The 12,971-nt window shown below is 73.9% G+C and carries 12 protein-coding genes; 10 read left to right on the forward strand and 2 right to left on the reverse strand.

The features are described 5' to 3' along the window. Positions 1-525 precede the first annotated feature (525 nt). Together ACFYZJ_RS18565 and ACFYZJ_RS18570 are read left to right on the forward strand one after the other, a co-directional pair. Positions 526-1,332 (forward strand): SGNH/GDSL hydrolase family protein, encoded by an 807-nt coding sequence (locus ACFYZJ_RS18565; RefSeq protein WP_388569054.1) that lies wholly within the window; start codon positions 526-528, stop codon positions 1,330-1,332. 725 nt (positions 1,333-2,057) lie between these two features. Then, on the forward strand, positions 2,058-2,507 hold the full coding sequence (locus ACFYZJ_RS18570; protein WP_388569057.1) for an SPW repeat protein: 450 nt from the start codon (positions 2,058-2,060) through the stop codon (positions 2,505-2,507). Positions 2,508-2,643: 136 nt separating this feature from the next. Here the strand turns inward: ACFYZJ_RS18570 and ACFYZJ_RS18575 are convergent, their stop codons facing one another. Then, on the reverse strand, positions 2,644-3,708 hold the full coding sequence (locus tag ACFYZJ_RS18575; RefSeq protein WP_388569465.1) for a galactosyldiacylglycerol synthase: 1,065 nt from the start codon (positions 3,706-3,708) through the stop codon (positions 2,644-2,646). Positions 3,709-4,082: 374 nt separating this feature from the next. Between ACFYZJ_RS18575 and ACFYZJ_RS18580 the strand changes: the two genes are divergently transcribed. The 7 genes from ACFYZJ_RS18580 (at position 4,083) to ACFYZJ_RS18610 (ending at position 9,750) form a co-directional block, all read left to right on the forward strand. Then, entirely contained in the window at positions 4,083-4,931 is an 849-nt protein-coding gene (locus tag ACFYZJ_RS18580; RefSeq protein WP_388569060.1) for an SDR family NAD(P)-dependent oxidoreductase, read from the forward strand. A gap of 7 nt (positions 4,932-4,938) precedes the next feature. Further along, entirely contained in the window at positions 4,939-5,901 is a 963-nt protein-coding gene (locus tag ACFYZJ_RS18585; RefSeq protein ID WP_388569062.1) for a DMT family transporter, read from the forward strand. Positions 5,902-5,916: 15 nt separating this feature from the next. Then, complete coding sequence (locus tag ACFYZJ_RS18590) at positions 5,917-6,075, forward strand: hypothetical protein (RefSeq protein WP_388569065.1); 159 nt, start codon at positions 5,917-5,919, stop codon at positions 6,073-6,075. A gap of 21 nt (positions 6,076-6,096) precedes the next feature. Beyond that, complete coding sequence (locus tag ACFYZJ_RS18595; RefSeq protein WP_388569068.1) at positions 6,097-6,885, forward strand: polysaccharide deacetylase family protein; 789 nt, start codon at positions 6,097-6,099, stop codon at positions 6,883-6,885. 369 nt (positions 6,886-7,254) lie between these two features. Continuing rightward, complete coding sequence (locus ACFYZJ_RS18600) at positions 7,255-8,193, forward strand: cyclase family protein (protein ID WP_388569071.1); 939 nt, start codon at positions 7,255-7,257, stop codon at positions 8,191-8,193. 47 nt (positions 8,194-8,240) lie between these two features. Further along, on the forward strand, positions 8,241-9,227 hold the full coding sequence (locus ACFYZJ_RS18605; protein WP_388569074.1) for a DMT family transporter: 987 nt from the start codon (positions 8,241-8,243) through the stop codon (positions 9,225-9,227). 31 nt (positions 9,228-9,258) lie between these two features. Next, entirely contained in the window at positions 9,259-9,750 is a 492-nt protein-coding gene (locus ACFYZJ_RS18610; protein WP_388569076.1) for a DUF1360 domain-containing protein, read from the forward strand. A gap of 20 nt (positions 9,751-9,770) precedes the next feature. On the opposite strand, the gene ACFYZJ_RS18615 is transcribed toward ACFYZJ_RS18610, so the two are convergent. Beyond that, complete coding sequence (locus ACFYZJ_RS18615; RefSeq protein ID WP_388569079.1) at positions 9,771-11,522, reverse strand: glycoside hydrolase family 15 protein; 1,752 nt, start codon at positions 11,520-11,522, stop codon at positions 9,771-9,773. 447 nt (positions 11,523-11,969) lie between these two features. Between ACFYZJ_RS18615 and ACFYZJ_RS18620 the strand changes: the two genes are divergently transcribed. After that, complete coding sequence (locus ACFYZJ_RS18620) at positions 11,970-12,932, forward strand: UDP-glucuronic acid decarboxylase family protein (protein ID WP_388569081.1); 963 nt, start codon at positions 11,970-11,972, stop codon at positions 12,930-12,932. The last annotated feature ends 39 nt before the right edge of the window (positions 12,933-12,971 follow it).

Below are 12,971 nucleotides of genomic sequence, written 5' to 3' on the forward strand. Positions count from 1 at the left end.
CGGGCACGTCGTCCGCCGCGCCTCCACCGCGGGCCGCAGTCGCTGCGGCGTCGCGGCCGGTGGCGGGCGGCAGTCCTGCGGCGTCGTGGCCGGTGGCGGGCGCCGGTCAGCCGAGTTCAGGTGCACGGAAGCGGTGGTCGGGCCGTGCACCGGGGGTGGGCAGGGCATCGGGCGTTCATCGGACGTCCAGGGACGTGAGATCCCGGGTGGTGGGGTCGGTCAGGGCGAGCGCGGTGGCGGGCACATCACTGCCCTGCCCGCCACAGCCGCGGCACCGGGCAGGCGCCCCTGCCACCCGGGCGGGCAGCGCGCCGTCGCGGCGCGCCAAACGTCGCCGGTCGGGTGACGGCTGATCGGGTGCCGTCCGTGGCCGGGAGGGGGCGCGCCGCCGCGGTCTTCGGCGGCGGCACGAGGCCGTGCCGTGCGACCGCGCTCCGCGAGCACAGGTGTGGCCGCCTCTCAACCGGGGGGACGGTCGTCGGCGGGTCGGCAGCAGGGCCAGGTACGTGGTGGTAAGCGGAATGCATGAGACCCTCGCGTATCGCCGCCTGTCTGTGCTCACTGCTCACCGCCGTCTGCACGCTCACCGCAACTCCCACGGCGCACGCCGCTCCTCGTGGGTACGCCACCGGGTACGTCGCCCTGGGCGACTCGTACTCAGCCGGTGTCGGTGCCGGCAGCTATCTCACCTCCAGCACCAACTGTCTGCGCAGCAGCCGCTCCTTCCCCGCGCTGTGGGCCGCGGCCAACCGGCCGGCCGGCTTCGACTTCGCCGCCTGCAACGGCGCCCGCGCCCTCGACGTGCTGAGCGGCCAGCTCGGCCCGCTCAACTCCCGCACCGGACTGGTCAGCATCACCGTCGGCGGCAGTGACGCCGGCTTCTCCCACGTGATGACGACCTGTGTGCTGCACTCCTCGACGACCTGCCTGGACGCCGTCAAGGAGGCACTCGACCGCGTCGACGGCGCCCTCCCCGGCGACCTCGACCGCCTTTACGCCGCCATCCGGGCCAAAGCCCCCCGCGCCCATGTCGTCGTCCTCGGCTACCCGCACCTGTACCAGCTCAACGGCGGCTGCAAGGCGGGGCTGTCGGACACCACCCGCTCCGCCCTCAACGGCGCCGTCGATCGCCTCGACAAGGTCATCGAGGAACGGGCCACGGACCACGGGTTCACCTACGTCGACGTCACCGGCGCCTTCACCGGCCACGAGATCTGCTCCGTCGCCCCGTGGCTCCACAGCGTCAACTGGCTCGCCCCGACCGAGTCGTACCACCCCACCGAACAGGGACAGTCCCAGGCCTACCTCCCCGCCCTCACCCGCACCGCCTGAAGGCCCGCAACGACGACAGCCGCGTCCACCGGCCGCCTTCCGCCGGGCGGACGCGCGCTCACGCTCCGGTGGCCTCCGTGGGGTCCCGCCGCGCCGGCAGACGGCCGGGGCGAGCCGCCCGGTCGCAGAGGGACCGAAGCCACCGAAGCCGCCCGGGTGCTGCGCGACTTCGGCGAGACGGACCCCATCCACCTGACCTCTCAGAACGTCACCCGAATGCGGGCGGCGGCCGGGCTCCTGCGGCAGGTCTTCGCCGCCGACGGTGTCGACGAGGCGGCCATGGCACTCAACAGCCCCCTGCGACGGCACACCGGACCTGTCCGCCTCACGTCACACGGAGGCGGCACCCCCCTGGCACCCCCACCTCGACCACGACGACGCCCCCTGGGCCGCATGGCTGCTCGCCTCGTCCTGTACGGCCCTGACCGTGCTGGTCCGGGGCCACCAACGCCCGCCCGGCGGGATCTGCGCGTCAGCCGGCTGCCGCAACGTCTTCATCACCCGGGGCAGCGGTCCGGGAGCGCCGCCACGCTCCCGCCGCTGCGCGACCCGCGAGCGCGTCGCGGCGCAACGCCGCGCGCAGTCCGCCGCGACACGGAGGGCGGAGTGCGGTGACGGCGCGGCGACCTCGCGACCAACGAATGAGACAAAACTGGGTAAATCCACCTGAATGGGGGAACCGGTCTATGTAAGGAAAAAATCAATCCTCCTGGAGAGGCACAGCGATGTCGTATCCGCAGCAGTCCAGTGGAATGGGCACGCATCCCGAGATAGCGGAGATGCGGGAACGGCTCGAGCGCACGGCGGCCAGCAGCGGGGCCATCGCCCTTGAGGGGATGATCCTCCTGGCAGGTGTGTACGCCGCGATCTCGCCCTGGGTCGTGCACTTTTCCGGTACACCCTTCATCGCCGTCAACAATCTGATCGTCGGCATCACCGTCGGCCTGATCGGGCTCGGTCTGACCCTGGTACCCGAGCGCATGTTCCGCCTGGCATGGGTGGTCGCCCCTCTCGGTGTGTGGCTCATCATCTCGCCCTGGGTGGTCACCGCCGCCCACAGCGCGCGGGCCGGCATCGTCGCGAACAACTGCGCGGTCGGTGCGGTGACGGCTGCGCTGGGCCTGGCAGCCATGGGCCTGACCATCGGCGTCGCCCGCCGTGGCACCCCTCAGTGAAACGGCAGCACGGCCCAGGCCATGGGGAGCGTGCCGGGCGTACGTGAATCACGCACACCGGCACGCTTTCGGCCGCCGACGCACAACAGTCCGGCCGATCGGCCGCCCAACGGCCCGGTCGGCCGCCCCGGACGGCTCACACGGCTGAGGCGTCCAGGAGTTCCGTCACCCGCGTCAGGACGTCCGCGCGGAACAGCGTGCGGGCGTGAGCGACACGGCGGTCCCGCCCGGGACTCCGGGTGGTGAGACGGTTCAGCGCGTCGAGCAGCTCGGACTCCGAACCGGCCAGCTCTGTCAGGCCGAGCGCGGCCATCCGGCGGACGCCTTCCTCACCATGGCCCGGCAGCGGGCGGAATCCCACCACCGGCAGACCCGCGGCGAGGGCCTGTACTGCGGTCTGGCCTGCGGCGTTGTCCACCAGGGCGCCGGCCGCGCGCATCAGCCCGGGCATGTCGGCAACCCAGTCCAGCGCGAGAACCCCCGGGATCTCGGCGAGGTGCTCGCGGAGCGCGTCGTTGCGGCCGCACAGCACGACCGGGAGAAAGCCGTGCGCGGCCAGCAGTGCGGCCGTGGCGGGAAACCGTGAGCCCGCTCCCCAGGCACCGGCGGAGAGGATCACCGGGGCCCGGCCGGGAGCGAACCGGGTGAAGCGGCGGGACCACTGCGCGGCGCCGGGACTCGGTGCGAGGAACTCGGGAGCCACGGCGGGCCCGGTCGCCTCGGCGGGCGTGGCGATGTCCTCGCGCACCTCGCGAGCGGCCTGCTCGGTGAGGCAGAAGTAGCGGTCGTTGCCCGGATGGAGCCACTGCCGGTGCACCGCGAAGTCGATCAGGAAGACGGCGCTCGGCACCCGCAGCCGGCCACGGGACCTGAGATGGCCGGTCAGTTGCGCCGCCAGGTGGAAAACGGCGATGACGACATCGGCGCCCGTCCGGTCCACGACGTCCGTCAGGCGGCTGCCCGCCAGACGGGCCAGGGGGACGCCGCTGGGGCGGCGGCCGGGGCCCCGGCGCAAGAACGCGCGGTACAGGACGGCGTACGCCCATGGAAAGTGCCGGACCGAGGACCGGTAGAAGCGGCGCAGACCCGCACCCAGGCCGCAGGGCAGGAGGGTGAGGACGTCGACCACGTCCACCTCGTGCCCCTGTTCCCGTGCGCGCCGCGCCAGTTCCCCGGCGACCGTGTCGTGCCCGGCTCCCATGCTCGCGCTCACGACGAGGATCCGCCGGGAGCCGTCGGGGGATGCGGACGGGGCTCCGGGGGCGGGGGCCGGTTCCGTCGCGCGGGCCGCTCCGGTCGCCGGGCGGCGGGCCGGGGTCGTGGACGTTCGCGTCGCTCGCCGTCGAGGCACGGGGGAAAATACACGCACTGGTACTGATTGTCCCGAGCCGTACTTTCCAAACACGCCCGTGTTACGGGTTTCGGGGTGTGGCGAGCGGGATACTCACCGTCCGCCTCGTCCGCTTCAAAACCCTCTCAGCGCAGGAGTGCTCGAAGCCACGAGCACCCGACCACCAGCCGCCGCAACCCGTCCGTCCGGTGTTCGCCGTCGCAGCCGAGCCGAGGTCAGCCACCATGTCCCATGCTCCCTCCCCTCCTCGATCCGTCCCCGCCCTCTCCGTGAAGGCTCCGACCCCGGAGGCCGGCGCCGCGCCACGCGCCGGTGACCGGGCGGCCCACCCGGGCACGGCACTGGTGACCGGCGCCTCCTCCGGCATCGGGGCCGCCGTGGCGCGCCGGCTGGCCGCCGAGGGCGGCTGGCGTCTGGTGCTGAACGGGCGGGACGCGACGCGTCTCGCCCAGGTCGCCGACCGGGCCGCCGCCACCGGTTACCCCGCGGATCTCAGCCGTCCCGGAGCCGGCCGGCAGTTGGCCGAGTTCGCCCTCGAGCACCTGGGCCGCGTGGACCTGCTGGTGGCGTGCGCCGGGATCGGCTGGGCCGGCGAGTTCAGCAGCATGCCCCCACGCGCCATCGACGAGGTGATCGACGTCGATCTGCTCGCCACGCTGCATCTGGTGAGGGAGCTCGTCCCCCATATGGTCCAAGCGGGCTCCGGACGTGTGGTGATCGTCGGATCGCTGGCTGGTGCGGTCGGTGTGCGCGGCGAGGCCGTCTACTCCGCGGCCAAGGCGGCGCTCGCGGCGTTCGCCGACGCCCTGCGCTACGAGCTGCGCGGCACCGGGGTGCGGGTCAGTCTCGTGGTCCCCGGTGTGGTGGACACCCCCTTCTTCGAGCGCCGGGGTGTGCCCTACCGCAGGTCCAGGCCGAGGCTGGTGCCGCCCGAGCGGGTGGCGGACGCCGTCTGGTGTGCGGTGAGCCGGGGCCGGGACGAGGTGTACGTGCCCCGCTGGCTGCGGCTGCCCGCCCGGATCCGCGGTGCGGCGCCCGGCCTGTACCGGCGGCTCGCCGCCACGTTCGGATGAGTGGCGGGTGAGCGCTCTCACCGTCGTACTCGCGCTGCTCACGGCGCTGTCCAACGCCTCCGCCTCCGTGCTGCAACGGCGGGCGGCGACGGACGAGCCCGCGGGCGGCCGTGGGGTGCGTCAGGCGGTGCGCTGGCTCGGCCAGGTGCTACGGCGGCCGTACTGGCTGGCGGGGGCCGGGTTGCTCGCACTGTCGACGGTGTTCCAGGCCGGCGCGCTGGCCGTGGGCAGCCTGGCCGTCGTGCAGCCGCTGCTGGCCACCGAGTTGCTGTTCACCCTGGCGGTCGGCAGCGTCGTCTTCCGCAGCCGCCCGAGTCGGCGCACCTGGCTGGCGTTCACCGCCCTCGCCGCCGGCCTGGCGCTGTTCCTGGGGGTGGCCGCGCCCTCCCCCGGCCGGACCACGGCCCTGCCGGGGCGCTGGCTCCCGGCGGGGGTGGCCGTGGTGTGCGCCGTGGTGGCTCTGGTCGTCTCGGCCCGTGCGGTGCGGGGCGCGCCGCGTGCCGCGCTGCTGGGGCTGTCGAGCGCGGTGTCGTTCGCCGCCACGGCAGCGCTGCTGAAGGAAGTCATGGGACGGCTCCCGCAGGGCGTGGGGGCCGTGCTGACGCAGTGGCCGCCGTATGTGACGGCGCTGATCGGCGTTGTCAGCTTCTTGTTGTTGCAGAGCGCGTTCCGGGCCGGGTCGCTGACGGCGTCTCAGCCGGCTCTGACCCTCGGGGACGCGATGGTCGGGGTGGCGTTGGGCTCGGCGCTGTTCGACGAGCAGATCGCGCTCGGCGTGCGGGTGCTGCCCGAAGTGCTCGGCTTCGCGCTCATCGGTGCGGGCAGTATCGGACTGGCGGGCGCCCCGTGGGCGGGCGGCGCCTGGGACGCGAGCCCGAACGAGCGGGACGGGCCGGATCCCGCGGCCCGGGAGCAGGCGCCGGGCAGGCCGTCGGTCGGTGGTCCGGACCGGGACCGGCCCGGCCCCTGACGACGATGCCGGTCCATGGCGGCCGCCACCGTGCCGGTGTCCATGGCCGCCTCGGCCGTGCCGGTCCCGCTCCATGGCTGTCCCGCTCCCCGCCGGTCCTGCCCCGACGACGAACCCACCCGCGACGACCCCGCCCACGACGGCCCGGCGCCCGGCGAAGCCCCGGGGGCCTGACGACAAGGAGGCAGTTGCCCGATGACTCGTCCTCACGGCCCCTCCGCCACCGGGCGCGCGGCGGCCCTCCTGGCGCCGGTAGCGGCCGCGGTGGCGGCCGTGCACATCGGCCCGGCCGCCACCTGGCTGCCCGGCCTGCGCCGCCGTTTCCTCCCCGGGCTCGCCGGGGTGGGCCACCCCGACCACATCGCTCTGACGTTCGACGACGGGCCCGATGCCGGCTCCACGCCGCACTTCCTCGACGCGCTCGACGAACTCGGCGTCCGGGCGACGTTCTTCGTGTTGGGCGAGAGTGTGGTGCGCTACCCGGCGCTGACCCGGGAGATCGCGGCGCGGGGGCACGAACTCGCCGTGCACGGCTGGAGTCACGACCGGCCCTGGTTGCCGTCTCCGGCTCGTGACACGGCGGACCTGGTCCGAACGGTGGACGCGGTCCACGACGCGGCAGGCCGTCGGCCCCGGTGGTACCGGCCGCCGTACGGGATCCTCACGTCGGGGCGCTGGGCGGCGGCCCGACGCACCGGACTGCGGCCGGTGCTGTGGACGGCGTGGGGCAGGGACTGGACGGCCGACGCCACGCCCGCCTCCGTACGCGCCACGGCCGGCGCGGAGCTGCTGGGTGGCGGCACCCTGCTTCTGCACGACTCGGACCATGCCGCGGCGGTCGGCTGCTGGCGTGCCACGCTCGGGGCGCTGCCCGGCATCGTGGACGACTGCCGTGAGGCGGGGCTGTCGGTCGGGCCGCTCGGCGAACACGGTGTGGAAGGCGGCGCGGATCGGGCCGCGGCGCAGAATCCCGCGGCGGGGTGACTCCGCGGCGCCTGACTCCCAAGGCCGCTGATTCCCACGGCCGCTGACTCCCACGGCCGCGAGGAGACGGACCGGGGTCGAGGTCGGGCGGTCACCGGTCCCCGCGGCGACGGTCGGCGGCGCCTGCGCCGTACGGGCGATCCTCCGGCAACACCCGAGGGGGACCCGACGAGCCGCCCCCGGCTCGGATAGCTTTCCCCGGGAGCCGACCGGACAGCCCGGAGTGCGCCGATGGACCGCCATCCGCCGATCGCCGGCCATGGACGCTCCGACCTACCCGGCAGCGCACGCAGGTCTTCACCCATCGGTCCCTGATCATGGCGGCGTCCGCCCCGGACGACGTCCTCGACGCGAAGCAGAGGTGCTGACGTGGCCGGCCCCCGCGGCCTTCCTCCGGTCACCGCGCAGGAGTTCCGGGCCTTGTACGACAGAGTGCGACGCCACTCACCGGGCGGACGGGCCGGCCGTGGGGCGCTCGACCTGATCACGCCCGACCGTGTCGTCGCCGCGGCCCGCGAGGTCCGGACGGGGCGTCAGGTGAGCCTCGCAGCGCCCGTGGAGACGCACCCGGGACCGGACAGCGCCGAGCCGGCCGAGCACCGCATGACCGGGCCCGTCGCGGGGCGCATCGACAGCCGCGGCGAGCAGTACACCTGGGATCACTTCCGCATGAACATCCACGGCGACGTGGACAGTCACCTCGACGCGCTGTGCCACGTCATCTACGACGGCACACTGCACGGAGGCGTCGACGCGGCCCGTGTCACGCCGGCCGGCGCCGAGGAACTCTCCGTGGAGGTGGCGCGGGACGGGATCGTCGGCCGGGGGGTGCTGCTGGACATCCCCCGGCTGCGTGGGGTTGCGTGGCTGGAGCCGGGTGATCAGGTGACCGGCGAGGAGCTGGCCGCGGCGGAGGCGGCCCAGGGGATCCGGGTCGGCGCCGGTGATCTGCTGTTCGTGCGGGTGGGCCATCGTCGCCGTCGCGGCGAGCTGGGGCCGTGGGAGTCGGGGGCCTCGCGGGCCGGGCTGCATCCGGCCGCGGTGGAGTTCCTGGCCGAGCGGCAGGTCACGGTGCTCGGCAGCGACGCCGACAGCGATGTGGCGCCGAGCGTGGCGGAGGGCGTCGCCACGCCCGTGCATGTGCTGGCGGTGCACGCGATGGGCGTACATATGCTCGACTACCTTCAGTTCGAGGACCTGGTGCCGGTGTGCGAAGAGCTGCGCCGCTGGTCGTTCCTGTGCGTGGTCGCCCCGCTCCGGCTGCCGGGAGCGACCGGCTCGCCGGTCAATCCGGTCGCGGTGTTCTGAGAGCTCCGGGGCCGCCCGCTCCGGGCGTCCGGGGGCATCCTGGAGGGGTGATCCTGCTCGCCGCGCTGTTCGCCGTCATGGGTGCCGCCAGCAATGCGGTCGGTACCGCGTTCCAGCGCAAGGCGGCGTCCACGGTCGCGCACGGCGGCGGCCTGCGGCTGCTCATCGAGCTGGCCCACCGGCCGGCCTGGATGATCGGCATCGGCGGCGTCGTCGGAGCCGCGCTGTTCCAGGCGCTCGCCCTGGTGAACGGCCCGATCTCACTGGTGCAGCCGCTCTTCGTGCTGGAGCTGCCGTTCGCGCTGATGATCGCCGCTCCCCTGATGCAGCGGCGGCTGCCGGGCGCGGCCTGGTGGGCGATCACCGGGGTCGTCACGGGGCTCGCCCTGGTCCTCGGCTCCGCCGCTCCCTCCGGGGTGGCGGACCAGGCGTCCATGGTCCGCTGGATCCCGGTCCTCGCCGCCTGCCTGGGCGCCATGGGCGCCGCGGTCGTCATGGCCCGCCCCGGGCGCCCGCCGCTGTTCCGCGCCGCCGTGCTGGGAGCGGCCTCCGCCGTCGGCAACGCCCTGACCGCGGCGCTGCTGAAGTCCGCCACGGGCAGGTTCGCGGAGGGCGGACTCATCGCTTTCCTGCAGTCCTGGCAGACGTACGGCTTCGCGCTCACCGGGGTCAGCGCCATCCTGCTGCTGGAGAACGCGCTCCAGGCGGGCTGGCTTACCGCGTCGCAGCCGGCGCTCACCATCGGTGATGCCACGGTGAGCCTGGTGCTCGGCATCACCCTGTTCGACGAGCGGATCCGGACCGGCTGGTGGCTGCTGCCCGAGGCCGTCGGCGTGGCCCTGATCGTGTGGGGGGTGCTGAGGCTGAGCCGGGTGGTGTCGAGGGTCCAGGCGGCGGAGGCGGGCACCGGGCGGGCGTTTGTGGGCGGGGGCCACGGGGACTCGGGGCCGCAGGAGGAGGTCTGGGGCAGCCGGGGTCCGCGCGTCCAGCGGATCCGGGAGCCGAAGGGAGAGCGGCCCGCAGGCGAAGGCTGACCTGGTGGCGAGCTGCGAGGGAGGCATGCGCATGACGGTCGAGGCCACACGCTACGACCAGAACGGCGACGCACCGCTGGCGGGCTACGCGCTGCTCGCGACGACGTTCACGACGGGTGCCGCCCTGTTCGCCGCGGTGGCGCGCCGCCGGGGCCTGCGGCTGCCGCAGCAGGTGCCGCCCTGGGACGTCGCCCTGCTCGGAACGGCGACGTTCAAGGCGTCCCGGCTGCTGACCAAGGACAAGGTGACCAGCTTTCTGCGGGCGCCGTTCACCCGGCGGGAGTCGGAGAGCACCGCCAACGAGGTGATGGACCAGCCGCGCGGCAGCGGCCTGCGGCGGGCCGTGGGTGACCTGCTGTCCTGCCCGTTCTGCACGTCCGCGTGGGTGGCCGGGGCACTGGTGTGCTCCTACACCGCAGCGCCGAGGGCCACGCGGCTGGTGTGCGTGGGTCTCACGGCCGTCACGGTGTCGGATCTGCTGCAGTACGGGTGGAGCGCGACGGCCGAGGCGGCCGAGGGCTGACCTCGGGCGCCTTTCCCGGATCAGGGGTTCCCGTCGGGGTCCTCGGCCAGCCGTGCGGCGGTCTCCAGCAGCAGGGCGTGGACGAACGCCTGCGGGAGGTTGCCACGCAGCTGCCGCTGGGCGATGTCGAACTCCTCCGCGTACAGGCCGGACGCCCCGCAGGCTCCACGGTTGCGTTCGAACCAGCGGTGGGCGTCGATCAGCCGGCCTTCTTGGTGCTCGGCGAGCGCCATCACGAACCCGCACAGCAGGAAGGCCCCCTCGGCCTCTTCGAGGGGGCGTTCGTCATGCCGGAAACGGTAGATGTAGTGGTCCTGGGCCAGTCGGCGGCGGCACTCGGCCAGCGTGGCACGGGTGCGGTCGTCGCCCGGGGGCAGAGCGCCACGTGCGGCCGGCAGCAGCAGGGCGGCGTCGACCTTCGGGTCGTCGGGGGTGCGCTGCCAGTGGCCCGCGGGGTTCAGGCAGCGCTGCGCCGCGGTGTCGAAAAGGGTGTCGGCGAGAGCGGCGCAGCGGTCGGAGAGCGGATGGCGGGGGGCCGCGGCGGTCAGTGCGCGCAGCCCGGCGACGCAGGTCAGCCGACTGTGGGTCCACCACTGGGGGTCCAGTTCCCAGATCCCGGCGTCCGGCTCCTGCCAGCGCTCGGTGATGGCGCGCACCGCGATCTCGGCGGCCTTCCACCCGTCGGCGTCCAGCCGCTGCCGGCGCTCGGCCGCCGCGAACAGCAGCAGCGCCTCGCCGAAGCAGTCGAGCTGGAACTGCTCCCTGACCCGGTTGCCGACCCGGCTGAAGCCGCCCGGGTAACCGGGCAGGTCCAGTTCTCGCTGGCCCGGGACCGCGGTGCCGTGCACGGTGTAGGCGGGGGCGAGGCGCGGGCCGTCCTCCCGCAGCCGCTCGCCGACGAAGCGCACGGCCTCGTCGAGGAGTTCGGGGGTGCCGGTGGCGGCCGCGGCCTGCCCGGCGTAGCTCTGGTCGCGGATCCACACATAGCGGTAGTCGTAGTTGCGTCCCGCCTCGGCACGTTCCGGGAGGCTGGTGGTGGCGGCCGCCACCATGCCGCCGCCGTGGGTGGTCAGGCCGCGCAGGACGGCGTAGGCACGGCGGGCGTCGCGCGGGGCGATCGTGTGGTCGAGCGCGGGTACGGCCTCGCGCCAGGCCTGTTCCGTCGCGGCCCAGGCCTCGGCGGCCCGCGGTGCGGTGTGGGGCAGGGGCGAGGCGGAGCACTCCAGCACCAGGTCGTGGCGTTCGCCGGGCTCCAGCACGATCTCGGCCGTCAGGCCCTGGCCGCGGGCGACCGCGAACGGGGCGCCCTGCCAGCGGAGTCGGTGCGGGCCCGAGGTGAGGTACCACACGCCGTGGTCGGTGCGGTGGACGGAGTCCAGGGAAGAGCGGCCGTAGTCGGCGTGCGGTTCGAGCAGGACCTGTACGTGGGCCACCGTGTCGACGGCATGCAGTTGCCGCAACAGCACCAGGCGGCCGGGCTCCCCGGGGAAGGCCAGGGCCTCCCGGCACTCAATGAGACCGTCGGTGGTGACCCAGCGGCTGCGCCAGATGAGGGTGCCCTCCTCGTAGTAGCCGCCGAAGACATGGCGGGCCCTGGGCGTGATGGCGTAGACACCGCCGCCGCCGATGAGCGAGGCGAAGACGGCGTCGTTGTGCCAGCCGGGTGAGCATAGCCAGCCGATGTCGCCGCAGGGGCCGATCAACGCGCCGCGTTCCCCGTCGGCCAGCAGCGCGTAGTCGTGCAGCGCGTGCGGCCGGAACGATGTGCTCATGGGTACTGCCTCCTGGTTCGGCCGACGGACGGCGCGCGGCGTTCGCGGTCACACGGACCTCAGGCCCTACGGCTACCCCGTTTGAGCTGCGGCATTGGCGCCGCAGTGGGTGAGAACCGCCCGGCACGGCGTGAGAGATCCGGTGATTGGGCTGCGACCAGTGGGGAAACCGGTGCCCCATGTCAACGACCCGGCGACGTCCGGCGCCCCCGCCGTGTCCCGCCGCACCGCCACGGCGCGCCCGGCAGCGGCCGCCGTGCCCGTCGGCTCGTGGACGCGCCGCGGGTGCTCACGCCGCGTCACTCACTCGGATGACGTACACCACCGAGCCACCGGCGCCGCGGCGACGGACGCTGATCGGGGTACTCGACGGTCTTCCGCGACGTCAGCGGCCCGGCGCCCGGAACAGGGACCCGACAAGCCGTCCGCGTAGGGAGGAGTTCTTCCATGACCAGCCCTTTGTCACGGAACTGGGAACACGCCGTCGTCACCGGCGGCGCGGGGTTCGTCGGTTCCCACCTGTGCGCCGCCCTGCTGGACGCGGGCGCCGCCGTCACCTGCGTGGACGACTTCAGCACCGGTCGACCGGAGAACGTGGCCGCCCTGCTCGACCGACCCGGGTTCACGCTGGTGCGGGCCAATGTGGCGGAGGGGCTGACCGTCGACCGGAAGCCGGATCTCATACTCCACTTCGCCTCCCCCGCCTCGCCCGCCGACTATCTGCGCCTGCCCCTGCACACGCTGGACACCGGCAGCCTGGGCACGCGCAACGCCCTGGACCTCGCCCACCGCTCGGGCGCCCGCTTCCTGCTCGCCTCGACCTCCGAGGTCTACGGGGACCCGCAGCAGAACCCACAGGACGAGCGGTACTGGGGGCATGTGAACCCGGTCGGTCCGCGCAGCGTGTACGACGAGGCCAAGCGGTTCGGTGAGGCCCTGACCACCGCGCACGCCGAGGCGAAGGGCACCGACACCGGCATCGTGCGGCTGTTCAACACCTACGGCCCGCGGATGCGCGGCCACGACGGCCGCGCGGTTCCGACATTCGTGCGGCAGGCGCTGGCCGGTGAGCCGCTGACCGTCACCGGTGACGGACGCCAGACGCGGTCCCTGTGCTACGTCGACGACACCGTCCGCGGCATCCTCGCCGCGGCGGCGCACGGCATGCGCGGCCCGGTGAACATCGGCAATCCCTCCGAGATCACCATGCTGGACCTGGCCCGTCTGGTCATCCGTCTCGCCGGGTCGACGTCGGAGATCCGGTTCATCGAGCGGCCGACGGACGATCCTGCCGTGCGCTGCCCGGACATCACGCTGGCCCGCGACAAGCTCGGCTGGGAGCCGGAGGTGGACGCCGAGGAAGGCCTGCGCCGCACCATCGACTGGTTCCGCGCCACCGCCGCCGGCTGACCCGCGCGGCCTGGCCTCGTCACCGCCACGCGCCGTTCC

The organism is Streptomyces sp. NPDC001848 (assembly GCF_042891915.1).
In the GTDB taxonomy this organism is placed as follows: Bacteria; Actinomycetota; Actinomycetes; order Streptomycetales; family Streptomycetaceae; genus Streptomyces.

Coding starts and splice junctions, on each gene's coding strand:
- ACFYZJ_RS18590 (WP_388569065.1), top strand. CDS start 5,917: ATGGCGGCCGCCACCGTGCCGGTGTCCATGGCCGCCTCGGCCGTGCCG.
- ACFYZJ_RS18570 (WP_388569057.1), top strand. CDS start 2,058: ATGTCGTATCCGCAGCAGTCCAGTGGAATGGGCACGCATCCCGAGATA.
- ACFYZJ_RS18580 (WP_388569060.1), top strand. CDS start 4,083: ATGTCCCATGCTCCCTCCCCTCCTCGATCCGTCCCCGCCCTCTCCGTG.
- ACFYZJ_RS18575 (WP_388569465.1), bottom strand. CDS start 3,708: ATGGGAGCCGGGCACGACACGGTCGCCGGGGAACTGGCGCGGCGCGCA.
- ACFYZJ_RS18595 (WP_388569068.1), top strand. CDS start 6,097: ATGACTCGTCCTCACGGCCCCTCCGCCACCGGGCGCGCGGCGGCCCTC.
- ACFYZJ_RS18610 (WP_388569076.1), top strand. CDS start 9,259: ATGACGGTCGAGGCCACACGCTACGACCAGAACGGCGACGCACCGCTG.
- ACFYZJ_RS18620 (WP_388569081.1), top strand. CDS start 11,970: ATGACCAGCCCTTTGTCACGGAACTGGGAACACGCCGTCGTCACCGGC.
- ACFYZJ_RS18565 (WP_388569054.1), top strand. CDS start 526: ATGAGACCCTCGCGTATCGCCGCCTGTCTGTGCTCACTGCTCACCGCC.
- ACFYZJ_RS18615 (WP_388569079.1), bottom strand. CDS start 11,522: ATGAGCACATCGTTCCGGCCGCACGCGCTGCACGACTACGCGCTGCTG.